Here is a 25,643-nt window from a genome sequence, read left to right as displayed (position 1 = left end):
GGCTACTCCTCCGGGGCTTGCGGGCCGCTTCCTGCTTTACGGCCCTTGCGAGAGAGGAACGCCTGCATGTGCTGTTGCGGCTCACCGGTCTGGAACGCAAGGCCGAATTGCTCGATGCTGTCCTCGATCGCCGCCGGCACCGTCATGTCGGGCCACTTGGCCAGTAGGCGTTTTTGCTGACGGAGGGCCTGCGGGCCGAATCCGGCAAGTTTTGTTGCGAGTGCGGCGATCCGCAGGTCCAGCGCGGCGGGCGCGACGACCTCATGCACCAGAGCCCAGCTTGCGGCCGTGTCGGCGTCGATGGTTTCGCCCGTCAGCAGCAGCCAAGTTGTCCGCGAGGCCCCGACCAGCGCCGGCAACAACGCCGAATGGATCACCGACGGGATTCCCACCGCCACTTCGGGCATCCCGAATCGGGCGCCGGATTCGGCGATCCGCAGATCGCAGCACGCCGCGATTTCCAGGCCGCCGCCCAGACACCAACCCGCGATTCGGGCGATGACCGGGACGGGGCACTGTCGAATCGACTCGCACAGGCCCGCGAGTCGGCGGATGAAGGCCTGGGCGCTGATGCGGTCCAGGGTGACCATTTCCTTGATGTCGGCGCCACCGATGAACGCCTTCTCGCCCGCGGCGCGCAGTACGACGACCCGCACGCCGCTGTCTTGGTTGATGCTGCGAAATGCGTTGGTAAGGGCCGTGATAGCCGCGGTGCCGACAATGTTCAGCGGTCCCGAGTCGATCAGCTCGACGGTGGCCACGCCACCGTCACGACCGAGGTTGACGAACCGGCTCTCCGTCGTTTCCATGCGCTGTGGTTGTCGCGGCCCACACTCATCCGACCAGGCTGGGCACGCCGGCCGTCAGGCCGTCGGTCGCACCGCTAATGGCGTTGACGACGTCCTCGGTCACCTCGATCGGGAAGTTGATCACCGCGCCGCCGACCTCCTCGATGCCGTCGCGAACCGCGGTCAGGATGGTCGTCGGATTGCCGGTGAACAATGAATAGAAAATGTCCCAGCCCGCGTATTGCGGCGCGGTGATCAGGTTCCGCACGTCGACGAATAGCTGGGTCGGCAATGTCGCTGGTGCGACAGGAATCCCGCCCCAACTGACCATCGTCCAGCCGTTGGCGGGACTGCCCTGCACCTCGACCACGCCGGTGTTGGGCAGCGGGTGGGTGAGCAGCAGCAGTGGATCGGGGTTGTCGACGTTCATCATTGTCCCGACACCGATGGTGAATGCGCTGGAGTAGGCGACGTCGGTGATCTTGCCGTTGGCGGCTAGGACCGGGTTCGCCAGGGCGGCGCTGTACATGGTGTCCATGGCGTGGGTGAAGTCCTGGTTGAAGACCACGCCGTTGAAGTCCAGCGAGCCCGGAGTCAGCATCGGCACGATCGGGTATCCCAGCGTCCACGCCATCGGGCCGATCAGATACAGCAGGCCCGCGGGCGTGATCTGCTGTAGGCCATCGAATATGCCGGCACTGATCTCGTTGAGTCCGGACAGCGCCGGAACGTCGGTTATCCCATACAGGGCAGCCAACGGCGCGGCGGTTTGCTGTGTACGGAGCAATTCCGAGTCGAAGATCCCCGCGTAGGGGCCCTTCGCGAAAAGCTGGCCGGCAATGATGTCCGCCTGCAGGTGCCCCTCGGCTGTCAGTGGTGGGCCGGGCACGTTGGTGTCGATCAGCTCCGCCACGTTGCTCGCCGCCTGCCCGTGCCGGACGAAGTCGATCACGATCGACTGGCCGTTGCCGGGGTCAGCAACCCAGCCGGTGCCCGGCTCCCCGATGAACAGCCCGGCACGGCCACCCAGCGCGCTGCCTCCACCGGCGCCGCCGTTGCCGAAGAACAAGGCTTGGCCACCAACACCGCCGACCCCGCCGACCCCGCCGCCGCCGCCGTTGCCCATCAGCCAGCCGCCGGTACCGCCCATGCCGCCGGTGCCGCCGCCGAAGCCGTTACCGCCGAGGCCACCGTTGCCGATCAGCCCGGCATCTCCGCCGATGCCGCCCGCGACCGCGCCGATCCCGCCGGTCGGGGTGTAGCCGGGGCCGCCGTCGCCGAACAGGATCCCGCCGGCGCCACCATTGGGGTGTGCGGCCGTTCCGGCGGCACCATTGCTGATCAGGCCACGCCCGAACAGGGCTTCGGTGGGCGCATTGATGACCGGATCAACAACCTCGCCGGCCGGGCTGCTGATCCACGCCTGCCCAGCCGCGCGTATCGGACCGTAGACCGCGGTCTGAAACCCGTCCGCGACCGTCGAGCTCAAGCCGGTGACGATGGTCGCCTCGGCGCTGGCATACGACGCCCCCGCCTCACTCAGGGCACGGACAAACTGCTCGTGGAACGTCGCGGCCTGGGCCGCCGCCGCCTGATACTCCTGGGCATTCGCGCCGAACAGCGCCGCTATCGCCCCAGATACTTCATCGGCGGCCGCCGCCATCACCTCAGTAGTCGGAATCGCCGCCGCCAGATTGCCGGCACTAACGGCTGATCCGATTTGCACCACATCCGCCGCTGCCGTCGCCAACATGTCTGGCGCCACGAGCACAAAAGACATCGCCTACCCCTCGTGTTGTCGCGTACTAGACATCATGGTGGGCAACGCCGAAAAAGATGCGCACATCGAGGAAAAAATTGCGAGTGCGGATCCGGGTTTGCGGTCCACCCGCACTGAGATCGGCGCAACCCCGGCGAACAACGCGAGCAAGACCGGTAAGAACCGGTAAGAACCGGTAAGAAATTGACTGCCTTTCCCCGCCGGCCAATCGCCGCAATCATAAGATCGGCCAATGCATCTTGACGAGTACATGTCGCTGGATGCGACTGGCCTGGCCGAGCTGGTGGCGACCATGCAAGTCCGCGCTACCGAGCTACTTGCTTTGGCGCGTCAGCGCGCCGACGCGGTCAACCCGAGGTTGAACGCGATCATCCGTCGTATCGATGCCCTGGCTGAGGGACGGGGCGCGGATCCGGAGCTACGTGGACCGCTTGCCGGCGTCCCCTTCCTGATCAAGGACCTCGATCAGGAATATCGCGGCTTTCCCAGCTCGTGTGGATCTCGGTCGCTGGCCAACGACGTCGCCAAACAACACGCCCTGGTCACCCAACGATTCCTGGACGCGGGCCTGGTCGTCTTCGGCATGACCAATACACCCGAGTTCGGGGCCAAGGGCATCACCGAACCCGATTACTGGGGGCCGGCCCGCAACCCGTGGAATCCGCAGCACACCCCGGGCGGCTCCTCAGGCGGATCGGGGGCCGCGGTTGCCGCCGGGATCGTTCCGCTGGCCGGCGCCAACGACGGCGGCGGATCCATCCGCATTCCCGCGGCCTGCAACGGGCTGGTCGGGCTCAAGCTCAGCCGGGGATTGTCGCCCTATGGCCCGCAGACCGGCGAGCCGCTGTTCGGCATGGAAACCCAGGGGGTGGTTTCGCGCACCGTTCGCGACAGCGCCGCCATCTACGATGCGATCGTCGGGCCCAACCCACGCGCCGCCTACCAGGTCGCCCTTCCCGACACCACCTTCGTCGAACACATCAAGAACCGTCCGGGCGCGCTCAAGATCGGGTACTCGGCATCGTCTGCGATCAACGCCGCGCCTGACCGCGAGGCCGTCGCGGCAGTCGAGGCCGCGGCGAGCCTGCTCGAGGACCTGGGCCACCGGGTGGAGCAAGTCGATCCTCCCTACGATGACGCCGCGCTGGCCCGCGATTTCCTGACCATCTGGTTCGCGCAGCTGCACAGCCAAGTCGCCGAGATCAGAAAGCGAATCGGCGCCCGCGACAGCGACTTTGAAGCCGACACCTTGGCCATGGCCGAACTCGGCCGATCCACCGGTGTGCTGGCTCCGCTGCTTGCGCTGGACAACCGCAACAACTACATCCAGTCCCTGGCGAGTTTCCATGAGAGTTACGACTACTTCCTGACTCCCAGCCTGCCGACTCCGCCACTGACCGTTGGTGACACGACGACGTCACCACGCCTGCAGACGGCGGCGCGGCTGCTGAGCAAGTTGCGTGCCGGAAAGGTGCTCTCGCTCAGCGGGATCATGGACGATCTCATTCAAGAGAGCCTGGGCTGGGTGCCCTACACCCAGCTGGCCAATCTGACCGGACGACCCGCCATCAGCGTGCCGCTGCACTGGACACCGGCCGGCCTGCCGTTGGGTGTGCAGTTCGTCGGAGGCCTGGGCAGCGATGGCGACCTCTTGGCGCTGGCAGCCCAACTCGAAGAGGCCCGTCCCTGGGCGCACCGGCATCCGGCGACACCGCCCGCCGGCTAGGTGTCGGCGCGCCGGGCGCGTCAGTTCACCGCGGACGACGCCGCGGGTTCATCCAGCTCGTCGAGCGCTTCCCCGGTATAGACGGCAAGCCGCTGCAAATGTGGCAACGTGTCGCGGCAACCGATGAACCCGAAGTTCAGTGTCCCGGCATAACTCTGCAAGGTGACGTTGAGCGCTTGGCTGTGTGCCACCAGGGAGACCGGATAGGACGCCTCCATCCGGCTACCCCGCAGGTAGAGCACTTCCTGCGGCCCGGGAACGTTGCTGACACAAAGGTTGAAGGTGTAGGGCAACGGCGGCTTCACCCCGGTGAGGGTGCTGGCCAGCTGGATGCCATAGGGCACCATCAGGGCCGCGCTGTAGGCCAGGATCGCGTCGCGGTCCATGTTCTTCAGCTGAGCCTTTGCCATCCGGGTGGACGCGGTGACCGCTCGCAGCCGCTCCACGGGATCGGCGATGTCGGTGCCCAGCGTGGCCAGGATGGTCGCGACAGCGTTGCCGCCCCCCTCGTCGTCCTTGGGCCGCACGTTGACCGGTAACACGGCGATCAGCGACTTGTCGGGCAGCTCGCCAAGTTCGTCGAGGAAGCGCCGCAAGCCGCCCCCGATGATCGTCATCGCGACATCGTTGACCGTCGCATCATATTGAGCCCCAATCGCTTTCATCCGCGCCAGCGGGTATTGCTGGGTGGCGAACCGGCGGTTGCGGCTGATCCGGGTGTTTAGAATGCAGTGCGGAGCCTGCACCGAGCTGACCAGGTCGCGGTACTCGTTGTCGCTGCGCAGCTGGGAGTTGACCAGCGCCCTGGTGAGGTCGAGCGAGGATCGTCCCGCGCTGGCCACCGAACCGAGCACGCTACCCACCCCGCTGACCATGCCTCCCAGGCCCTTGACCACGTCGCCCAACCCGCTGAGCACATTGCCCGCCCCACCGATCAGGCCGCCGCCGGCGGACTCTTCGGTGTCGGCGGGCGCCGGGCCGGGGGTGGGGATGTTGAAGAACAACGGGTGCGTGGTGTCGTGTGGGTCGGCGGACAAACTGCGGGCCAGCATTTTCTGGCCGGTGTAGCCGTCGATCAACGAGTGATGCATCTTGATGTAGATCGCGAACCGACCGCCTTCGAGGCCTTCGATGAAGTGCATCTCCCACGGTGGACGCCTCAGGTCCAGCGCGTGACTGTGCAACCGCGACACCAGGATTCCGAGTTCACGCTCGTCGCCCGGGCTGGCCAGGGCGGAGCGCCGCACGTGGTAGTCCAGGTCAAAGTTTTCGTCGTAAACCCACGATTGGGTGGGGCTGTAGAGCAAGTCCGGGTGGCTCAGCTTCAGGTTCCACGGTTCCACAACCTCGTTGGCCTTGCTCTCATCGACGAGTTGTCGCAAGAAATCCGCGGGCGCGTCATCCGGTGGTGTGAAGGGCATCAGGGCACCGACGTGCATCATGGTGCTCGGCGACTCGGAGTAGAGAAAAACATGTCTTGCGGGCCCAGCCGCTTGGCGGTCTTGCTCACCGATTACTCCTCGCTTGGTTGGCGCTCCGGCAAGGCGAGCTGCCGAGGGCCGTCGTGATGTGTGGGCCGGTCGGATGGCCTGGCGGCGACACACAGCCTTTCCAGATTTCGACCGTAGCCCACCTGGGCGACACAAATCATCGGTGTCAGCGCACTGGCGATCAGATAATTTCGACGTTGGGTCGGCAGTTCGGCGGATACAGTGAACCGATGCGCCACCGGGTGGGTCGGTTGCCGCGCGAGCCAGAGATCGGTGCCAGCACGCACGCCGCGGGCGAGTCGCGTCTGGGCGATGACGGTCGCCCCGACGCCCATCCCGTCAGGCTGGACGCCGAACTTCTGATGACCACGGCGACGTGCCTGATGCTCCCGGTGATGGTCACCCTGGATACCACGGTCGTCAACGTGGCTCAGCGAACGTTCATCGAAGAGTTCTCGTCCACCCAGGCGGTGGTCGCGTGGACATCGACCGGCTACACCTTGTCGCTGGCCTCGGTGATCCCGCTGACCGGCTGGGCGGCGAATCGGCTCGGCACCAAACGCCTGGTCATGGGTTCGGTGCTGCTGTTCACGCTGGGATCGTTGCTGTGCGCGATGGCATCGAGCATTACCCTGCTGGTGGCCTTCCGCGCGGCGCAGGGCCTTGGCGGCGGAATACTCATACCGCTGCAGCTCATCATTCTGGCGCGCGCGGCGGGTCCGGCCCGCTTGGGCCGGGTACTGACGATCACCATGATCTCGGTGTTGATGGCCCCGATCGCCGGGCCCATTCTGGGCGGCTGGTTGATCGACGCGTTTGGCTGGCAGTGGATCTTCTTGATCAACCTGCCGATCGGAGCCCTGACCTTGATACTGGCCGGGTTGGTGCTGCCCGGTGACGATTCTCTGCCCGCGGAGTCGCTGGACCTGGTGGGCATGGCGCTGCTGTCCCCGGCGCTGGTGCTGCTGCTCTACGGGCTATCAGCGCTGCCGGCGCGCGGCACCATCGGCGACCCGCAAGTCTGGCTGCCGACAACGGTCGGCTTGATCCTGATCGGCGGTTTCGCGCTGCACGCCCTGCACCGTGGCGACCACGCGCTGATCGATCTGCGACTGCTCAAGAACCGGGCCGTCGCGGCGGCCAACGCCACCCGATTCATGTTCGCCGTCACCTTTTTCGGCAGCTGCCTGTTGTTTCCGGCGTACTTCCAGCAGGTGCTCGGAAAAACACCGCTGCAGTCCGGGCTGCTGCTCATCCCCCAGACGCTGGCCGCTGCCGCGGTGATGCCGATCGTGGGGCGGTTGATGGAGAAGCGGGGCCCGCGCGATGTGGTGTTGATGGGGACCGCGTTGACCGTGGTCGGCATGGGCATCTTTATCTATGGCATGAGCCGTGAGCACGTGCATCTTCCGGCGCTGCTGATCGGGCTCGGCACGTTCGGGGTGGGTACCGCCGCCATGATGGTTCCGGTGTCCTGGTCGGCGGTGCACATGCTGAATTCCAGCGAAGTCGCGCACGGCTCAACGCTATTCAACGTCAACCACAACATCGCGGCGTCGGTGGGCGCGGCGCTGATGTCGGTCGTACTCACCAGCCGATTCAACGGCAGCGCTGACATCGCGGCGGCCAACCGCGCGGATGAGATCCGCGAACAGGCGCTCCGGCAGCATCTGCCACTGGATGTGTCCAACCTGCCGCCGCGGATTCGAACCCCGGGGTTTGCCGAGCACCTCACCAAAGACTTGTCGCTGGCCTACGCCGGGCCCTTCTTGCTCGCAATGATCGTGGTCGCGACAACAGCCATTCCGGCGTGGTTCCTACCCAAGCGCCCCGCCCCGCGGATCGAGTTGTTGCAGGTTGAGCCATAGCGCACCACCGTGGGGCCGGCGCGGCCCGAGGGCCGGGGGAATCAGCTAGCCCCGGACTCCGGGGGCTCCGTCATTTTCAGGATTGCCGCGGCCAACGGGTAGTCAGCGCCCTCGCGCTCCTCGATGTAGCGACGTATTCGTTCATTACCGAAAAACGAGGCCCCCGCCTGTTCCATGTACTGGCGCATCTCTTCGATGTCGAGCAGGATCAACTCATCCTGCCCGCGCCAGCCGAACGCAATCTGTAGCACGCGCGAGGAGACGTCGAAGTACTCCCCCACCGCGATCAACTCCGCGTAGCTGGGGAAATCGTCAGCATCCTTACGCCGTGAATAGGTCGCCCTGGGCAAGTTGAGCGCGGAACCGATTTCACTATCTGGAACGTCCCGGTTCAACAGCCACTCTAGGACGCGGCCAAGGTCCTTACCTGCGGGATTCAACCTCGGCACCCCACCAATGTATGGCTTGTTTTGGAATGAGTCAACTTTGGCACAAATCTGAGCCCGCATTCCAACGCCAGGCAACAATTTGCCCGTTTTCGATCCTCACTTCCATTTTTGGAACCGATGTCATACAGTAGCGACGCGAGGGTCCACTGCGGCACAGAAGACCGCCACAGGAAGTGGGATCCTGAAACGACAGATAGGGGCCAATCTCATGACGGACGCCGCAGCGACCTACAGCCACCCACTGCCGGCAACGCGGTGCCTGTCCACTGGGCGGCTGTCGCGAGTCGTCGTCGGTATCGCGGCTGGAGTGACGCTGATCGCCTCTGCACCCGCATACGCGGACGCCGGTGAAACGACGGGCCCGTCCTACCGACTCGGCTACGACAAGCCCGTGAAAGACGGCCGCTTCACGATCAGCCGGATGCAGGCAATGGGGTTCCCGGCCGACTCGATCATCGTCTCCGGCCAGGTGCACAAGGTCTGCGCCAACCAGCTGGCGGCCGTGCAGCAGGTCCGGGACGTCTACGCCCCCGACTTCCTGCGTGGTTGTGCCAGCGGCGTACAGACTTTGGTCAATGCCGGCATTCCCAGCTGACTAGCCAACGAGCCCGCGGGTTCGGTGCCACACCCGTACTGGCACGAGGTCGACCAAAAGGTCGTCATTGCCACAAAAAAATAGACGGTTCGGCTGGAAAAACACCTAGGATTTTCAGAGTGGCCCTACCTGAAGCATCTGAAGCGCTCGACAGCACGCTGCGCGACCTCAAGGCCCGCATCGCTGCCTTGGAAGCGTCGCGGACCAGCTACGAGGAAATAGTCGACGCGATCAAGGCTTTTGGCTAAACCCAGCATATGCTCGCCGACGTACTCAGGGCATACGGCGGCGACATGCGTGGCACCGCCGAGGACTCCAACGAGCGCATCCGCAAGCTGGAAGCATCCGTTGCGGAGATCAAGAAGATGCTGACCCAGGGCTAGCAGGCTGACCTCATTTCCGGTCTGCCGCGGGCCTGTTGGCCAACCGCTCCCGAGTAGCCAGGGATCGATCACCCAGCGTCGAGATGGCGGCTCAGAAAGTCCAACACGGCCGCTGCGAAGATGTCGTTGCGGTCGCCGGCGACCATGTGCCCGGCGCCGCGGACATCGGTGAACTCGACATTCGGGAAGCGGGCAAGAAATTCCTCGGCTCGCTCCTGATTGACCAGGTCGCTCATTTGCCCCCGAATGAGCAACATGGGAACGCCGCCGCGCAGGATCGTGTCGACGGCGGCGTACAGCCGATGAGGCTCGGTGACTTCGATGGGGAGAAAGGCGGCGGTGCCGCTGATGAACCGCGGATCCCAGTGCCAATACCGCCGATCGCCGCGACGGCGCAGGTTGGTGGTCAGGCCCTCCAAGTCGGTCGGCCTGGGTCGGTGGGGGTTGTAGGCGGCGATCATATCGGCCACCTCATCCAGCGAGCCGAACCCCGATTCCACCCGCTCGACCATGAACGCATGTATCCGACTGGCTCCGGAGGGATCCATGTTCGGCACGATGTCCACCAGAACGACGGCACTGGCAATGCCCGGCGAAAGTTCCCCGGCCAGCAGCATCGACGTGAACCCGCCCTACGACGCGCCCACCAGAACCGATTGCGGGGGCAGGCCCCGCAGCACCTCTTGAATATCCGCGGCGAAGCTGACAACGCGATAGTCCCCGTGCGGTGACCAGTCGGATTCACCATGCCCACGCAAGTCCACGGTGACCGATTGCCAACCCCGCTCGGCCACGACGGCGGCCACTCGGCCCCACGAGCGCCGAGTCTGTCCGCCGCCGTGCAAGAACACCACGGCACGTCCTCGCGGGTCACCGCAGCGATCTGCCACGATGCGAACGCCATCGGGCCCCTGAACCGAGAACCGCTCGGGTGCAGTCGCCACCAGCTGATACTAAGACGCTCTAACGTCGAGTCCGAGTCCGAATGCGAGCTCTCGAGGCTCCCCGAGCAAGCCACACACCCACCCGCGTGACCAGGGCGGATCCCCTACAGCGCGTGAATTCCGTTGTAGAGCACCATCACACCGATCAGGATCAAGGCGGCCGCGAGCATCCCCGCGTGGTTCTTTTCCATCCATTCCTTGAGCCGATCCAGCGAATCCTCCAGACGGTCACCCGCACCCACGAAGGCCAGGATCGGACCGGCCACCGTCGATGCCGAGATGGCGACGAAAATCGCACCGCAGACCCATCTCATCGCGACACCGAGCCCACCGGTGCCGATCGCCAGTCCAGCCCCGCCAGGCAAATGATCACCACCTCGGGGCGCACCAGCACCAACACGGCCGCGGTTATCCCGGCGCGCCGTGGCGTGATGGTGGCGAACGACCGCATCCACCGTGGTGATTCGACCTCCCCGTGCCGGTTCAACCAGCGGTAGATGCCGAACAAGATGAGCAACGACCCGACGACGATCCGAGCCCAGGATGCCCAGGCGGGTGGGGACCTACGCAGACCACCGAACAGTTCCGACCCGGCGACAAACATCGCCGTCACCGCTATCAGCCCCAGCACCCAGCCACCCAGGAACGCCAGCCCCGTCGGCCGGGGGGGCGCATGTAGCACCAATACCGCCGGAATGATGGTTATTGGCGAGACCGCGATCACCAGCGCGAGGGGAACGAGGCTGGCCAGCACTGAGCCGGAATTTCCTGTCACGGGCAGCAATTTTCGCATCGACCGGACGCACCGACCATGACAACGCGCCCGGCCCCCCGATATTCACGCCAACCCTCAGGCCGGCGACAACAGAATTCGTTCAGGGAACCGGATCCTTGCTGGCCTTGAACGGCGCAGAGCTGGGCGGCAGGTTGAGCAGGTTGCCACGCAGACTCCCGCGCACGGTCCGGATAGCCACCAGCACCCAGGTGGCCAGCAGGCCGGCGTAGGCAGCGGCAGCGGCGACCCGGAATGCCGGCAAATGCGTATGGAGAGCCAGCTGCGACGTGCCGGTGACAACGGTGCCGACCGGAAAGGTCAGACTCCACCACGTCAGGGCGAACGGCATGCCCCGGCGCAGCGTGCGCACCGTCAGCGCGGTGGACAGCGCTATCCACAACATCGCGAAGCCCCACACCGGGACGCCGAAGATGATTGCGAACGCCTGCATGGTCTCCGCCAATTCGTGGTCCACCGCGCCGGTCGCGGCGGCCGCCCCCAAAAGTCCGGCGGCGGTGATGGATTGCCCCAGGGGTCCCAACACGATCCACAACGTGGGTACTCGCGCGGTGCCCGAGGTGCCGTACAACACCAGCCGGCTCCAGATCATCGCGATGATGTTCAGCGACGCCACAAACGACAATCCGAACATCGCGTAGCAGCCGTAGAGCATGGTTTCGCGGCCGGATCCGGCCGGCATATGCGGTAGCAGCAATGCGCCGGTCGCGGCCGACACCATCGGCGGGACCACCGGCATGAGCCACCCACCGAATGCCGCATCGGGCTCGACACGGTGCTGGGTGAACATCAGGAACGGAATGCTCACCGCGGTGAACAGGCCGCCGATGGTGCCCGCGGTCCACAACACCCAATCCAGGTCGACGGCGAGTCGCTCGCCGATGAGGGGCCCGCCCGCCAGCACTGCGCCGGCACCGACCGTCATGAGCGCCATGGGGGCAGCTCCGTAAAAGTGCGCCATCTGCGGATTGCGGGCGTGACTGCGCGCGACGGTGGGGTGTCGTAGCCAGTGGCCGCCGACCAGGACGATCAGCGCGAGAAGCAGCGCCGCGGCGATCACCCAGACGACTTGGGTGAAGGCCCGCAGCCCCACCACGTGGACGGGCAGGGTCGCGCCGGCGACGGCCACGATTCCGGTACCCATGACCGAGGCAAACCAGTTGGGCCCGATGTTGCCCAGCACCTCGACGCGAGTAGGCGGCGACGGCGTACCGGGCGAATTTGTAACGGCCATAGCTGAGAAACCTAGTGCCGAGTTCGCTTCGGCGCCGCGCGGCGCCGCAACTTGCGCGCCCGTGCGGCGGCGGCCGGTACGGGCGGCCAAACCGCCGGCCGGCCGGACTGCGTAGGGCAAATTGCCGCCACGACCGTGGTGCGTGAGGGTTGAGCGCGAGCCGAATACACTGCCTGCAGTGATGCTCCGGCGAAAGGTTCGCATTGAACAGAGTCCCGGTTGCGGTCTGCATTGCCGTCGTGCTTTTGGTTGCCGCGTTCGCCATGCCTATCAAGCAACGGTGCGGCGCACCGGGCCGCAGGTGCGCTACCGCAGTAGACGCACGTGGCTGTGTTCACCGTTACTACGAAGTCGAACCATTCATCATTTTTCTCATTGAACGCGCAACGGGCTCGAATATCCCCTTCTACTACACGTCGGGAGAAGAAATCGTGAGGGTCCAATAGCCCTCGCTCGAGGCTCGACGTCGGTCACGAATGCTTGCCGACCACAACGGATTCACTAGGTACAAACTTGCGACGCGAACTCCACCGTGGTGGTCGACGGTGTGTTGAATTGTGAGTCGACGGTCAGCGTGGGAACCACTAGTTGGTTTTCGATTCCCAGTCGCTTGAGGTCGAGGTTGATTTCAATGGTGTCGGGCGCGGTTCTGCGGGCATTGGTGTCTCGATCCGGCCGCATGGTCACGTCATTCCCGTTGGACGTCAGGGTGGCGGTGATGGCGAGGTCGTCGGTGTCCTCTTCGGGACCCAGCTCGACGAACTTGCGGCCGTTGTTGGCAACGCTGAATGTCAGCACATAGCCCACGAACCCGGATGCATGACTACCGCTGGGTGACTGCGGCAACGGTTCGGCGAACCGAATCACCAGCTCGAGTACGCCCGCGGTGGGATGTTCGACCTGCACCGCGGCCACGATGATCTGGTCCGGCGGCTGTAGCCCCTCCTGTATGCGGCATTCGAGATGATTGGGCAGTCGCGCCCAGTTGTCGGGCGGCGATTGCAGCCAAAACGCAACGCCGATTCCCGCCGAGATCAGCACGAAGGCGATGGGCAACAGCAACCGCAGCGCCAGCGGCATCGCCGACCATCCCCGGTGCACACCGTCGACAACGGCCACCAGCGGCGAGCGCGCTATCCCAGCGTCTGCCCGACAGTGCTCAGTCCAGCGCTCACCGTCCCAATATCGTCGTCCCCCGGAACCGCCGGGATCGGCATACCATCCCGCCGGCGGTGAAGTCGGCACCCGCACGCTTCATTCAATCGATTCAAACGTCAGGAACTGGTCAGCTCAAACCGCGTCGGCCGGCCAGATCACGGTGGCGAATCCCATGGGTCTGGCGGCGGATCAAGCATCTGCACGTGGTCACCCTGCCACTGAAACCCGACGACGGTCAGCACGCCATCCTCGCGAGCGTCACAGCTCTGCCTGGACCGATACGTGAGGACCACCAGATCGTCGGTGGATGCCGGAGCTTCCAACTGGGTGAACGGGTATGCCTCGGGTGTCGCCGTCCCGACGAACTGCCCGCGATGAAACATCAGCGCCTCGTCTGGCGAGCTGCGAGTCGCATCGACCACCGTCACCACCACCGCGGATAGCTCCGCGCAGGGGTCGTAGTCGCTGAATTCCGGGGTGGGGTTCCGCGGCCTACCGGTCTTTTTATCCGGGGGCAGCGTGGCCAGCGCCGCCGCCACCGCCGCCGCCTCATCCGGGCCGCATGACCCGGGCGGCGCGCTGGTGGGCGATGTCGCGACCGGCGTCGTGGCCGACGTCGTGGCCGGTGCGGTGGCCGCTGTGGTGGCCGGCGAACTCGCGGCCGGCTGGCGCCTGGCCGAGTACGCGATGATCGCCACCACGCCGACGCACACGGCGGCGACCAGTGCGACGACCAGCCAGATCACCCGGCCGGATCCGCCCCGCACTCCAGGTTGCGACGACGGTGGCGTGGTGTCGATGTTGTCGGACGGCTGATAGACCGGTGGCGGCCAGTTGGGGTCGATCTCGCCTGAAGCCATATTTCCCGGGGTCCCCCCCAATACCCTCCAGACACCTGTACGGTACTTCCGAGTTTGGCGAATTGTAGCCAGAACATGCAGGTAGGGGAAATGTCGCGGCCGTGAAATCAGCGCCACGCCGGGGGTGAATCTGCCCACATCAGAGCTTCTGGAGTAGGGTCCACACAGCAATCTGCCGCATACTGGACGGCATGCATCGAGCGACGTCCCCGCAAACCGCTGGCCAAGCGTCGGTCGGTGGGCCGGTAGCGGACTAAGGCTCGTAATGGGACGTACCAAAGCCCGGCATCGCGCTGTTCGAAAACCGTCACCGATCCGCCGGCGGGTGTCGCGCACCCTGATGACCCTGGTGTCGGTGGTCGCGCTGGGAATGACCGGGGCCGGATATTGGGTGGCTCACGGCGCGCTGACCGGCATCACCATCTCCCAGGCCCTGACTGCCGAGGATCCGCGATCCACCGGCAACAACATGAACATCCTGCTGATCGGGCTGGACTCACGTAAGGACCAAGAAGGCAACGACCTGCCGTGGTCGATCCTGAAGCACCTGCACGCGGGTGATTCGGATCAAGGTGGTTACAACACCAACACGCTGATCCTGGTGCATGTCAGCGCCGATGGAAAAGTTGTCGCCTTCTCGATCCCGCGTGACGACTGGGTGCCGTTCACCGGCGTTCCCGGCTACAACCACATCAAGATCAAAGAGGCTTACGGGCTCACCAAGCAGTACGTCGCGCAGGAGCTGATCGATCAGGGCGTGACCAGCCAGCGCGAACTCGAGACCCGCGGCCGCGAAGCCGGCCGGGCCGCAACTTTGCGTGCGGTGCGCGCTCTGACCGGTGTTCCCATCGACTACTTCGCCGAGGTCAATTTGGCGGGCTTCTATGACCTCGCCCAAACCCTGGGCGGCGTGGAAGTCTGCCTGAACCATGCCGTTGACGACTCCTACTCGGGAGCCGACTTCCCCGCCGGCCGCCAGCGCTTGGATGCCGCCCAGGCGCTGGCCTTTGTGCGCCAGCGCCACGGTCTGGACAACGGGGACCTGGATCGCACCCACCGCCAGCAGGCTTTCCTGTCGTCGGTCATGCGCGATCTGCAGGATTCGGGCACCTTCACCAACCTGGACCGGCTGGACAGCCTGATGGCGGTGGCACGCAAAGACCTCGTGTTGTCCGGGGGCTGGGATGAGGACCTGATTCGCCGCATGGGTGAGCTGGCCGGAGCCGACATCGAGTTCCGGACGCTGCCGGTGGTGCGGTACGACAACATCGACGGCCAGGACGTCAACATCGTCGATCCCGCGGCGATCAAGGCCGAGGTAGCAGCGGCCATCGGCAGCACATCAACCGCCGCCACGGCGACCACGACGCCGGCCAAACCCAGCCCGTCCACCGTCGTTGACGTGGTCAACGCGGGCAGCATCAGCGGGTTGGCCAGCCAGGTGTCCAACGCACTGCGCAAGCGCGGCTATACCACCGATCAGGTCCGCGACCGCAAGTCCGGAGACCCGGCGGCCACCAGGATCAAGTACGGCCCCGGTGCGCAGGCCGACGCGATGAACCTGGGCACCCTGTTGGGTATCGACGCCCCGAAGCAACCGGATGCCAGCATCGAACCCGGACATATCCAGGTAACGGTGGACACCAACTTCTCGATGCCGGCGCCCGACGATTCCGACGACGACACAACCACCTACCCCAAGCCCAACGCGTACTACAACGGGGGCGACGACAGCTCCAGCTATCCGGCGCCAGACCACGGACAGCCGATCGACGGCGGCGGAGTTCCCTGCGTCAACTAGCCCGAGTCAGGCGTGAGTTCCGCCATCGATGCGGATCTCGGTGCCGGTGATGAAGGCGCCATCCTCGGATACCAGCATCGCGATCACGCCCGCCACGACGGAGGGATCGGCCATTCCGGCGCCACTGGAGGTCTCGGTGGTCGGCAGAATCGGCATCAGCCGGGTGAACAGCGACCAATTCGCGTCCGCCGGGATGTACCCGCCGGTGGCGTCGGTGATGCCGGACTTGATGCTCCCGGGCGCCACGCACACCGCTCGTAGACCGTCTCGGGCGTACTCGAGGGCCAAGGAATGGGTGAACGCCTGGACTCCGCCTTTGCTGGCCGCGTAGGCGGCCATGTACGGATGGGCAAACGCGGCCGAGGTGGAGCTGAAGTTCACCACGGTGCTGCGCTGATTGTCGAGCAGCGCCGGCAGTGCTTCCCGGACCACCAGAAAGGTGCCGGTCAGGTTGACCGCGATGATCTGGTTCCACTGTTGGATGCTGGTTTGATGCGTGTGCGCGGCACGCAACATCCCGGCGGCGTTGACCAGCGCATCCAGACCGCCGAGCGCCTGGACCGCCGCGCCAACGCCGTCGACCACCGACTTCTCGTCAGCGACGTCGATCTGGCACGTGGTGAGTCTGGCGCCGGTCCCGGCCTCGGCTGTGCGCGCCTGGGTTCTGGATAGGCCATCCGCATCGATATCGGCGCCAACCACCGTGGCCCCCTCGTCCAGTAGCCGCAACACCGTGGCCTGGCCGATGCCGGAGCCGGCGCCGGTCACCAGGATTCGCTGTCCAACCAGTCGAGTCATGGGTCAGACCAATCCGCGCAGTGCGTCACGGCCGAACACCGGTTCCAGCATCGCCGAGAAGTCCGGGCCGCGCCGCAGCATCTGGCCGCCGTCGACATTGATGACCTGTCCGGTGACGAAGCTGGCGGCATCGCTGAGCAGAAACATCGCCATGTTGGCGACGTCCTCGACCTCACCCTGGCGGGGCAGCGGCGTGCACATCGCGTAGTCGGAGCTCAACTCCGCGGACTCGGTGATCGCTGCGACGAGGTCGGTGCGGATCAGGCCGGGGCGGATGCTGTTTACCCGGACCCACGACGCGCCGAGCTCGTCGGCGGCCAACTGCATCAGGTGATCGACCGCGGACTTGGTGACACCGTAGGCACCGAACCAGCGATGGGTATTGCTGGCCGCAATCGAGGAGATGCCGACAAACGATCCGCCGCCGCCCCGCACCATCTCTCTTGCGGCGTGTTTGAGGACGTACATGGTGCCGTTGACGTTGAGGTCGACCGTACGGCGCCACGCTTCGGAGTCGACCTGGGTGATCGGTCCGATGGTCTCCGATCCGCCCGCACAGTGCACCACTCCATGCAGCCGGCCGTGCCAGGCGGTAACCGCATCCACCGCGCGGGCGGTCTCGTCCTCGTTGGTGATGTCGGTGGGTTCGTACCGGATGGCGCCGCCGTTGGCACCTAACGCTTCGAGTTGCTGTACCGCGCCGGCGAGCTTGTCGGGGTTATGGCCGACGATCATGACCGAGGCTCCGGCCGCGACCAGCCCGGCGGCCACTCCCTTTCCGATTCCGCTACCGCCGCCGGTGACCAGGTACGTCCGGTCTTGGAACGAAAGCTGCATCTGGACCCCTCACGCCAAAACTGCAACAGGTTCTAGTCATAGAACCATGCACCATGATCGCCGCTGCGGCTCCCCCCGGCGCGCGGACCGACTACGCCGTCTCGCCCACGTGCCGGTTGACCCACCCGATCACTTCGCCCACCGTCTCGAGCGGGATTTCGGGATCTTTGAGCCGCATCTGCAGGCGGTTCTCCAAGGCCGCGACGAGTTCCATCTTGCGTGGCGAGTCATAGCCCAAGTCATCAACCAGATACGAATCGACGGTTACCGGTGCCATGTGGTCGGGCGCCAGCGACGCGATAACGGACAGAATCGCTTGATCGAGTGGATTCATGCTGGACTGACCTCTCCGAAGAGTTCTCGTGCCATGACGTGACGGATCTTGCCCGACGCGGTCTTGGGGACGTTACCCTTGCCGACCAGCAGCACCGTCGGGCTCAAGCCCGTTGCGCCGCGCACATTCTGGGCGATCTGGCGGCGCAATTCCCGGCCGTCCTCGATGGACGGGTCCGCAACGGTCTCGGCGACGATCCTGATCTCCTCGCGCCGATCGGCCAGGGTGACCCCGAACGCGACAACACCTCCGCGCCTGATGCCGTGGACCGACGCGGCCAGCCGCTCGATGTCGGCGGGAAAGATATTGCGGCCGGCGACGATGATGACGTTCTTGCGGCGCCCGCACACGACGATTTCGCCGCCCTCGGTGAGGTACCCGAGGTCGCCGGTGAAAAGCCAGCCGTCCGGGTCCACGGCGGCGACCTCTCCGTCCGTCGTGAGGTAGTGACGGGCCACGGCGTCGCCGGCGATCGCGATCTCGCCCATGCGGCGCGGCGGCAGGTTGCTGCCGTCGGCGGCGACGATCCGCACCTCGACCCCGGACATCGGGGGCCCCAGTGTCACGAACTGTTTCGTCGGCCCCCCGCAGGAGCACGCCGGTAGCGCCAGACCCCGGTTTTCCAGTTCCTCGACGCACACCGACTCGGTCGTGAGCGGATTGTCGACAGGCGAAAACGACACCGCGACGGTCGCTTCGGCCAGACCGTAGGCGGCGCCGAGCGCCGTGTGGCGCAGTCCAAAGCGCCCGGCTTGCCGCGCGAACTCCGCCATGGTCGCGGGATCGATGGGCTCCGCACCCGTGACGACGCAGCGTAGGGCACCCAGGTCGTAGGTGCCGTCCTCGATCGCGCTGAGTCGGCGGCTGATGATCGAGTACGCGAAGTTGGGCGCCGCGGTGATGGTGGCCCGCCGCTCGGTCAGGATCTGCATCCACTTGAGCGGGGACACCACAAACTCCGTCGGCGTGATGTAGACCGCGCCGTTGCCGGCGAACATCGGAGAGATCAGGTAGGCGATCAGCCCCATGTCATGTGACAGCGGAAGCCAACTCGCGGTGATGTCGACCTCGGGGTCCAAATGCACCTCCGCCGTCATGGCTGCGACGTCGGCGAACAGGTTGCCATGGGTGATCGCGACGGCCTTGGGATCTCCTGTCGATCCCGATGTGAGTTGGTAGAGCGCGACGTCGTCCTCGCCGGTCGGCTCCTCGGTGGCCGCAAGTTCGGGCCAGCTCTCACCTATCTCGATGACGCGGTATCCCGCCGCACGCAAGGTCTCGGCCGCAGCAAGGAAAGGCTCCCCGATGACCACCCAGCGGGTGTCCAGCAACGCCAGCGCGCGCAACGTACCGGCGTGCCACCCGGCCAGATCGGCCTGCGAGGTCGGTTGCTGCAGCATCGTCATCGCGGCGCCCAGCCGCCAGATGCCTTGTACGACGGGAGCGACATCCTCGGGCCCGGCGGCCAGCACGGTCACCCTGCTGCCGCGGGTGACTCCCTCCGCCGACAACCGGCCCGCAACCCGCACCGCCGTCTGATGAATGTCGCGCCAGCTGGCAAACCGCAATCCACCCGCGGCGCCGAAGTGCAAACCCCGCGGGGAATTGCTAGCGGTCGTTGCGATGGCGTCGGTAAACCTACTCATATTCCTGCCGCTTCCCATCTTGACGGACTAGCACCTGAGCGGTTATCGCGATTTCCGAAGATTGCGCGCGAACGAGCATTGTCGATTGAATTTCTTGACACCAAATTGTTAACATCAGCCAGCAATTTGACACTCAGCGATCATTTGTCTCGTGCGCCAAGCACGGCGGCGGCAATGACTTTGACCGCTCGCTCGATCTGGGCCGTCGAGTGACCCGCCGACACGCTGCACCGCATCAATGCCTCGTTCTCACCGACCGCGGGCGGAAGCGCCAGCGCGCAGAAGACACCATCGTCGAAGGCTCGGTTCCACGCGGCGATCGCTTGGCTTTCCCGCCCGATCCAAACCGACACATGCGGTGCCATCGCGCCCGAACCGTAGGCCCGGACTATCCCTCCTCGCACCTGCAAGCCCTGTGCGACCAGACCGTCGTGCAGGGCTTGGGCGTTGGCCAGGACTGCGGCGGCGCGCTGTGCCTCCTCCGGGCCGCGAATGATTTCGATCGCCGCAGCGCTTGCGGCCAACGCGGCCGGCGCGGCCGTTGCGGTGAAGATATGGGCATTGGAGTGCAACTTGAGCACATCAATCAGGTCTTGGGATCGAACGATGTGACCGCCGGTGGAGGCGATCGCTTTCGACATGCCGCCCATCAACACGTCGACATCCTTGGCACATCCGAATTCTTCGGCGATTCCGGTGCGCCGCGACCCGAAGACGCCGACGCTGTGCGCCTCGTCTACGAACAGGCCCACGTTATATTTGCTGGCCAGCGCCGCAATGCGGGCCATCGGCGCGATGTCGCCCTGCATCGAGTAAAGCCCGTCGACGACGATGAGTTTGGTGCCGCCGCGGTCAGCGGTGCGGATCAGATTGCGTTCCAGCGCATCGAGGTCATTGTGCGCAAAGAACCGCGAGCTGGCCCCGGACAGCCGGATGCCGTCCTGGATCGATGCGTGCGCTTCGCTATCGGGAAACGCCAGATCGGTGACGCCCAACAGGGCGGTGAGCGCGCCCACGTTGGTCAGGTATCCGCTGTTGTAGACCAACGCCGCCTCGGTTCCGTACCAGTCGGCCAGTAACTCTTCGAGCTCGACCTTGATCTGCAGCGTGCCGCAGAACGGAGGCGCCCCCGCACACGAGGGCCCGTAGCGCTCGGTCGCCCGATTCGCCGCCTCAACCAAGCGAGGGTCGCCACCTAGGCCCAGGGAATTGTTCGAGGCGAACATCACCCGGGGCTGTCCTTCGACGACGGTGGTCGGCCCGGGGGCGGACTCCACGGTCCGAAAGAACGGCAATTCCATGCGAGCGCCGTAGTGCCGGAAGGCGGCCAAGCGACTGTCCCGCTCTACCCGCGCGTGCAGGTTCAACCGCGACGTATTAAGCACGCGTGTAATTAGACACCAAGTTAGGCCACTTAAGGGATGCTTTCTGTCAAGTGACAGCAATGGCGCAGAATCTTGGAATTTGGTTCCGAAAAACCGGATTCAACCAGTCCGCAACGGGAACGCCCCGGGGGCCGCCTGAACATACTTTGTGGTTTGGTACCGGTTCTTGACAACCGCGTCACGGCCGGGTTCAGGGCGTATCGCGTCGAGCCACCTGGGTCGGCCCGGCCGTACGCCAGTCCTCGACGTCGGGCGGCAGACCAATCGGGTACCGGTTCTCATTGTGGGCCGCCCAGTGTGCGTGCCCCAGCTCGTGCACGTGAAACGCGTGCCGTAGCGCCTCGGTGAATCCCATCGCGTCGGAAGCCGCGTTGACCGAGTCCTTGACCAACAACGCCGCCATGGTAGGACGTTCGGCGATACGACGGGCGAACTGCAGGGTCTTGTCCGCCAGCTCATCGGCAGGGAAAACCTTGGACACCATGCCTAGCAGGTACGCCTCCTCAGCGTCTAACGAATCACCGGTCAACAACAGCTCTTTGGCTTTGCGCGGCCCGAATTCCCAAGGATGGGCATAGTATTCGACCCCGGGCATCCCCAGACGCACCGCCACCACGTCGCTGAACTTGGCATTGTCCGCGGCGACGATCAGATCGCAGGCCCAGATCAGCATCAGCGCCGCCGAGATCGCATTGCCCTGTACCTGGGCAATGGTGATCTTGCGCAGATCGCGCCAGCGGCAGGTGTTTTGGAAGTAGAAGTGCCACTCCTGCAGGTAGAGCTTCTCCATTACCGCGTCGCGGGTCCCACCGTGCGATCGGAAGGTCGGATGCTGCGCCGGCCCGGGTTTGCGTTCCAGCAGCGCCGCCTCGGACCCGAGATCGTGTCCGGCGGAGAAGTTCTTGCCACGCGCGGCAAGAATCACCACTCGCACGGTGTCGTCCGCCTCGGCTCGACCAAACGCCTCGTCCAGCTGCACCAACAGGGTGCGGTTCTGCGCGTTGTGCGCCTCGGGCCGGTTGAGCCAGATCCGGGCGATACGGCCCTCATCAAGGGTTTCGTAGGCCACCAGTTCGGCGGGGGCGACACCCTCCGCGCTGGTGTCGGCCTGCTCGGAGAGTGTCATTGCGCCCGCCTAACTTGTCCTGGGCTTGCGTGGATCTTTACAGATTACGTCCATTGTGTAAGCGGGTCATCGCTGGGTTGCCCGCCGGCCGGACGGTCGGGCGCGACTGGGGCCCCCGTGGACCCCGGTTGGCTGCCGCAACGGTCGCAGCCGATGATCGCGGGTGAACACCAGGCGGACCAGACCGAGCCCGACGACCACGGTGGTGGCCGCAACCGAGCCGAGGATCAAAAACATCACGACCGCCTGCACCAGCACGGCCTGCAGCGGTGATACACCGGCCAGGATAAGCCCGGTCATGGCGCCGGGCAGGAACACCAACCCGGTGGCCTTGGTGGTCTCGATCTGCGGCGATATCGCTGACCGCAACGAGGTCCGCAGGTAGGGGCGGCGGCCTGACGGGAGGGCTGCCCCAACGCTAGTCTCGCCTCCACCTCGTCGCGCTTGTCGCGCAGTTCGTCGACGAGGCGGCGAGCCACCAGCACCATCGCGGTCATCGAGTTGCCGATCATCATTCCGGCGATCGGCACCACGGTGCGTGCCTGCAGGGGAAACACCCCTAGCCCGAAAATCACTCCCAGGGTGAGCACCGCCGCAGCAGAAAATGCGGCGACCGCCAGCAGCGCTAGCCGCGGCACCTCCGGCGCCCTCCGGCGTGCCACATCCCCGGCGTAGCCGATCATCCCGGCGATCCACGCCCAGGACCACCACAGCGAGCGCCCCGGCTCGAACAGCAGGGTCAACGCACCCCCCACCAGCAGCAGCTGCACCGGCGCGCGGGCCGCCGCCCAGAGACCACCTGCCGCTCCAAGCCCAATCGCTGCCAAAGCGAAATAGCCGCCGCGAACGCGACCAGGGCCAGCGAAGTCGCCAGCCCTATCCACCCGATCTGACCGTTCACTAGCTCACCTGCCCGTCTGCGGGCCTGTCCACAACCGAATCGAGGCCGGTGCAGCGCCCCCGGGTGATATGCAGAATGCGGTCGGCGGCGCGCTCGGCCTGAGCCGCATCGTGGGTGACCCACAGCGCCGGAATCCCGTCGTCCGCCAGTTCCCGGACCGCGCCCTCGATCACCGCGGCCCCGTCGGCGTCGACCGCCGAGGTTGGTTCGTCGAGCAACAAGACTTGCGGTTGCACCAGCAAGGTCCGGGCCAGGCACATCCGCTGCGCCTCTCCGCCCGATAGCGCGGTGGCATCGCGATCCAGCCACGATCCCCTCAGCGCAACCCGGGCCAGGGTTTCGGCCATCTGAGCTTCGGAGGCGTCCGGCCGAGCGACCCGGAGGTTATCGGCCACGGTGCCCGCAAACGGCGTCGGACGCTGGAAGCACATGCCCACTCGGCGCCGCAGCCACAGCGGGTCACACTCAGCAATATCGTTGCCCCAGAAGAACACTCGCCCGCTCGTTGGCACCTCCAGTCGATTACACAGGCGCAACATTGTCGACTTGCCCGATCCCGATGGCCCGAACACCGCCGTCACACCCTGCGCCGGAACCGCGGCGGTGAACCCATCCAGCGCGCGAACCCGGTCGCGCTGGACGACCACATCGACCAACTCGAACACCGGGCCCTCGCCCACTACGGCACCTCCCAACGTGTGCGGGCTCTCGATCTGACCAGCCGATCATGAAGCCGGCCGCCAGACCCGGCAGTCTCGACCAACAACACTATCGAAAGCCGATATCGAAGACCGATTCCGTAGGACCCACTGGCTCACCGGTGTCCGCCTTCGGGTTTCACGGTTGAGGGAATTAGGTTTTCTCCTCCGATAAATCCCGGCGGCGCGGTGAAATCAAACAAAAACCTCACGGTGAATAGATTTGCAGACGAAGACCCCCGCTCCCCGCCGGGCGATCGAACACGGGCTTCCGCACAACTTGGAGTTACCTGAACGTCCCCCTGGGAATTTGCTGATACCCGATTGTCAAAAAGGTTGACAAAGGAGACTTACCGCCTTGTCGACACGGCGGCCAGCAACGTTTCACCGCACTTCCCGCAAAGGGCGGTGAAAAGCGGTCATACCCCAGGGCTCCGGCGTTGTTGATTAGCAGGCTTGTGAGCTGGGTTGATGATCTTTGGTGCCGCGCTATTGGGGCCGGAGTGTAGGCACGGGCTATCTGGAGAACGATCGAGTTGGTTACTGTTCGTCGTTGGTCTGGAGTTGCCCGTGCCTACCGTTTCAGTATTGCCTGTGTCGTCGGTTCCAGAGGTGTTCGACCGCTGGAGTCCTGGTGAGCGCAGCGAGCTCATCGGATCGGAGTTTCTCGATGTGTTGGCCTCGGTGCCAGACCCGAGGGACCCACGCGGTCGGAGGTATTCGCTGATGGCTTTGTTGGCGATCGCGGTTCTGGCCACTGCCGCGGGGATGCGCGGCTATGCTGGTTTTGCCACATGGGCGGCCACCGCTCCCGATGATGTGTTGGCCCAATTAGGGGTCCGGTTCCGGCGGCCCAGTGAGAAGACCTTCCGCGCTGTTTTGTCTCGGCTAGACCCCGCCGACCTCAACGCCAGGATGGGCAGTTACTTCACTGCACACGTGGCCAGCAGCGACCCCAGTGGATTGGTGCCGATCGCGTTGGACGGCAAGATGCTGCGTGGTGCTTTACGCGCCAAAGCGACAGCCACGCATCTCGTGTCGGTGTTCGCCCACCGTGCCCGATTGGTGCTCGGTCAACTCGCTGTCGCCGAGAAAAGCAATGAAATTCCCTGCGTACGTGCCCTGCTCACGCTGCTGCCGGGTAGCTTGCGGTGGCTGGTCACCGTGGATGCGATGCATACCCAGGTCGTCACCGCGAAGTTGATCTGCGCCACCTTGAAGTCGCACTACCTGATGATCGTCAAGTCCAACCAAGCCAAAATACTTGCGCGTATCACCGCGCTGCCCTGGGCCGAGGTGCCCGCAGCCGCTACCGACGACTCCCGCGGCCACGGCCGTGTCGAGACCCGCACCCTGCAAATCATCACCACTGCACGAGGAATCGGCTTCCCCTACGCAAAACAAATCATCCGGATCACTCGTGAACGCTTGATCACCACCACCGACCAGCGCAGCGTGGAGGTGGTCTATGCCATCTGCAGCCTGCCGTTCGAGCACGCCCGCCCTACCGCGATCATGACCTGGATGCGTCAACACTGGGGAATCGAGAACAGCCTGCACTGGATACGCGACGTCACCTTCGACGAAGACCGTCAAAGGGCACATACCGGAAACGGCGCACAGGTCCTAGCAACGCTACGCAACACCGCGATCAATCTGCACCGCCTCAACGGCGCCGACAACATCGCCGAAGCCTGCCGGATCACCGCTTTGACCGCCAACCGCCGCCTAGACCTCCTCAATCCACAATTCCCCAGCTCACAATCCTGCTAATCAACAACGCCGGAGCCCTGGGTCATACCCACTGGTCGAGCCGCCTGACACCAACCCAGCCGGCGGGGGAAATAGCGCGTCAGCGGGCATTTGATACGACTTGTCAATCGAATGCCGCGGCCCACATATTCCTTCGCTATACAAATAGCCGATCGCAGCCAATTTGGCTAATGAATACCGTGGCTGCCGACGGTCGATCGCGGTGGCACGGAGTCAAACTAAATACCCCCTAGTGGTACAGCTCACAAGGGTGCGCGTGGAATTCCGGTACTTTCA

General features: G+C 65.0%; 22 protein-coding genes and 4 pseudogenes. 9 read left to right on the top strand and 17 right to left on the bottom strand.

Annotated features, from left to right (window positions below; genetic code table 11):
- Positions 1-2: 2 nt before the first annotated feature.
- Together SHTP_RS02455 and SHTP_RS02450 are read right to left on the bottom strand one after the other, a co-directional pair.
- Complete coding sequence (locus SHTP_RS02455) at positions 3-809, bottom strand: enoyl-CoA dehydratase (protein WP_015357327.1); 807 nt, start codon at positions 807-809, stop codon at positions 3-5.
- A 25-nt stretch (positions 810-834) separates the two neighbouring features.
- The gene (locus tag SHTP_RS02450) at positions 835-2,568 is read right to left on the bottom strand and encodes a PE domain-containing protein (protein ID WP_096369669.1); all 1,734 of its coding nucleotides are present in this window, start codon (positions 2,566-2,568) and stop codon (positions 835-837) included.
- Positions 2,569-2,602: 34 nt separating this feature from the next.
- On the opposite strand from SHTP_RS02450, the gene SHTP_RS29625 reads away from it, so the two are divergent.
- Both SHTP_RS29625 and SHTP_RS02445 read left to right on the top strand, forming a co-directional pair.
- Complete coding sequence (locus tag SHTP_RS29625) at positions 2,603-2,737, top strand: hypothetical protein (RefSeq protein ID WP_020726724.1); 135 nt, start codon at positions 2,603-2,605, stop codon at positions 2,735-2,737.
- Positions 2,738-2,800: 63 nt separating this feature from the next.
- The gene (locus SHTP_RS02445; RefSeq protein ID WP_096369668.1) at positions 2,801-4,294 is read left to right on the top strand and encodes an amidase; all 1,494 of its coding nucleotides are present in this window, start codon (positions 2,801-2,803) and stop codon (positions 4,292-4,294) included.
- A gap of 20 nt (positions 4,295-4,314) precedes the next feature.
- On the opposite strand, the pseudogene SHTP_RS02440 reads toward SHTP_RS02445, so the two are convergent.
- A pseudogene (locus SHTP_RS02440) lies at positions 4,315-5,804 on the bottom strand (WS/DGAT/MGAT family O-acyltransferase).
- A gap of 210 nt (positions 5,805-6,014) precedes the next feature.
- Here SHTP_RS02440 and SHTP_RS02435 point away from each other — a divergent pair.
- On the top strand, positions 6,015-7,652 hold the full coding sequence (locus SHTP_RS02435) for a DHA2 family efflux MFS transporter permease subunit (RefSeq protein ID WP_096372279.1): 1,638 nt from the start codon (positions 6,015-6,017) through the stop codon (positions 7,650-7,652).
- Positions 7,653-7,693: 41 nt separating this feature from the next.
- On the opposite strand, the gene SHTP_RS02430 is transcribed toward SHTP_RS02435, so the two are convergent.
- Complete coding sequence (locus tag SHTP_RS02430) at positions 7,694-8,101, bottom strand: hypothetical protein (protein ID WP_231991692.1); 408 nt, start codon at positions 8,099-8,101, stop codon at positions 7,694-7,696.
- A gap of 208 nt (positions 8,102-8,309) precedes the next feature.
- Here SHTP_RS02430 and SHTP_RS02425 point away from each other — a divergent pair, with 208 nt between their 5' ends.
- The 3 genes from SHTP_RS02425 to SHTP_RS29615 all read left to right on the top strand — a co-directional run bounded on the left by SHTP_RS02425 (position 8,310) and on the right by SHTP_RS29615 (position 9,079).
- On the top strand, positions 8,310-8,696 hold the full coding sequence (locus tag SHTP_RS02425; RefSeq protein WP_096369667.1) for a response regulator: 387 nt from the start codon (positions 8,310-8,312) through the stop codon (positions 8,694-8,696).
- 119 nt (positions 8,697-8,815) lie between these two features.
- Positions 8,816-8,944: a hypothetical protein gene (locus SHTP_RS29620; protein ID WP_265338807.1), complete on the top strand. Its 129-nt coding sequence runs from the start codon at positions 8,816-8,818 to the stop codon at positions 8,942-8,944.
- 9 nt (positions 8,945-8,953) lie between these two features.
- Positions 8,954-9,079, top strand: coding sequence for a hypothetical protein (locus SHTP_RS29615; protein WP_262875350.1), 126 nt, complete (start codon positions 8,954-8,956; stop codon positions 9,077-9,079).
- A gap of 68 nt (positions 9,080-9,147) precedes the next feature.
- Here SHTP_RS29615 and SHTP_RS02415 read toward each other — a convergent pair.
- From SHTP_RS02415 to SHTP_RS02405, 3 genes and pseudogenes are all read right to left on the bottom strand, one after another.
- Positions 9,148-10,023: pseudogene (locus SHTP_RS02415) on the bottom strand (alpha/beta fold hydrolase).
- 104 nt (positions 10,024-10,127) lie between these two features.
- Positions 10,128-10,816, bottom strand: a pseudogene (locus SHTP_RS02410) (GAP family protein).
- An 82-nt stretch (positions 10,817-10,898) separates the two neighbouring features.
- Complete coding sequence (locus tag SHTP_RS02405; RefSeq protein ID WP_096372278.1) at positions 10,899-12,050, bottom strand: TDT family transporter; 1,152 nt, start codon at positions 12,048-12,050, stop codon at positions 10,899-10,901.
- 203 nt (positions 12,051-12,253) lie between these two features.
- Here SHTP_RS02405 and SHTP_RS28335 point away from each other — a divergent pair, with 203 nt between their 5' ends.
- On the top strand, positions 12,254-12,496 hold the full coding sequence (locus SHTP_RS28335; protein ID WP_011741697.1) for a hypothetical protein: 243 nt from the start codon (positions 12,254-12,256) through the stop codon (positions 12,494-12,496).
- 55 nt (positions 12,497-12,551) lie between these two features.
- Here SHTP_RS28335 and SHTP_RS02395 read toward each other — a convergent pair whose 3' ends face one another.
- On the bottom strand, positions 12,552-13,295 hold the full coding sequence (locus SHTP_RS02395; protein ID WP_096369666.1) for a DUF2510 domain-containing protein: 744 nt from the start codon (positions 13,293-13,295) through the stop codon (positions 12,552-12,554).
- A 68-nt stretch (positions 13,296-13,363) separates the two neighbouring features.
- Positions 13,364-14,068: an LppP/LprE family lipoprotein gene (locus tag SHTP_RS02390; protein WP_096369665.1), complete on the bottom strand. Its 705-nt coding sequence runs from the start codon at positions 14,066-14,068 to the stop codon at positions 13,364-13,366.
- Positions 14,069-14,333: 265 nt separating this feature from the next.
- Here SHTP_RS02390 and SHTP_RS02385 point away from each other — a divergent pair, with 265 nt between their 5' ends.
- Positions 14,334-15,869, top strand: coding sequence for an LCP family protein (locus SHTP_RS02385; protein WP_096369664.1), 1,536 nt, complete (start codon positions 14,334-14,336; stop codon positions 15,867-15,869).
- A 6-nt stretch (positions 15,870-15,875) separates the two neighbouring features.
- Here SHTP_RS02385 and SHTP_RS02380 read toward each other — a convergent pair whose 3' ends face one another.
- From SHTP_RS02380 to SHTP_RS02345, 8 genes and pseudogenes are all read right to left on the bottom strand, one after another.
- A complete protein-coding gene (locus SHTP_RS02380) occupies positions 15,876-16,667 on the bottom strand; it encodes an SDR family NAD(P)-dependent oxidoreductase (RefSeq protein WP_011741700.1) in 792 nt (263 codons plus the stop codon).
- Between the two features lie 3 nt (positions 16,668-16,670).
- Complete coding sequence (locus tag SHTP_RS02375) at positions 16,671-17,504, bottom strand: SDR family oxidoreductase (protein WP_096369663.1); 834 nt, start codon at positions 17,502-17,504, stop codon at positions 16,671-16,673.
- A gap of 91 nt (positions 17,505-17,595) precedes the next feature.
- Entirely contained in the window at positions 17,596-17,838 is a 243-nt protein-coding gene (locus SHTP_RS02370) for an acyl carrier protein (RefSeq protein ID WP_011741702.1), read from the bottom strand.
- A complete protein-coding gene (locus SHTP_RS02365; protein WP_096372277.1) occupies positions 17,835-19,484 on the bottom strand; it encodes a fatty acyl-AMP ligase in 1,650 nt (549 codons plus the stop codon). The genes SHTP_RS02370 and SHTP_RS02365 overlap by 4 nt, the downstream gene beginning before the upstream one ends.
- Before the next feature lie 140 nt (positions 19,485-19,624).
- Positions 19,625-20,869: an aminotransferase class I/II-fold pyridoxal phosphate-dependent enzyme gene (locus tag SHTP_RS02360; RefSeq protein WP_096369662.1), complete on the bottom strand. Its 1,245-nt coding sequence runs from the start codon at positions 20,867-20,869 to the stop codon at positions 19,625-19,627.
- A gap of 190 nt (positions 20,870-21,059) precedes the next feature.
- The gene (locus SHTP_RS02355) at positions 21,060-21,995 is read right to left on the bottom strand and encodes an enoyl-CoA hydratase (protein ID WP_096369661.1); all 936 of its coding nucleotides are present in this window, start codon (positions 21,993-21,995) and stop codon (positions 21,060-21,062) included.
- A gap of 66 nt (positions 21,996-22,061) precedes the next feature.
- Positions 22,062-22,750 (bottom strand): annotated as a pseudogene (locus SHTP_RS02350) (ABC transporter permease).
- Between the two features lie 145 nt (positions 22,751-22,895).
- The gene (locus SHTP_RS02345; protein ID WP_096369660.1) at positions 22,896-23,576 is read right to left on the bottom strand and encodes an ATP-binding cassette domain-containing protein; all 681 of its coding nucleotides are present in this window, start codon (positions 23,574-23,576) and stop codon (positions 22,896-22,898) included.
- Positions 23,577-24,164: 588 nt separating this feature from the next.
- Here SHTP_RS02345 and SHTP_RS02340 point away from each other — a divergent pair.
- The gene (locus SHTP_RS02340) at positions 24,165-25,367 is read left to right on the top strand and encodes an ISAs1-like element IS2404/ISMul1 family transposase (protein ID WP_420872928.1); all 1,203 of its coding nucleotides are present in this window, start codon (positions 24,165-24,167) and stop codon (positions 25,365-25,367) included.
- Positions 25,368-25,643 lie beyond the last annotated feature (276 nt).

The sequence above is a fragment of the Mycobacterium ulcerans subsp. shinshuense genome, from assembly GCF_002355775.1.
Taxonomy (GTDB): Bacteria; Actinomycetota; Actinomycetes; order Mycobacteriales; family Mycobacteriaceae; genus Mycobacterium; species Mycobacterium marinum.
This window is presented reverse-complemented; position numbering and strand designations above follow the sequence as displayed.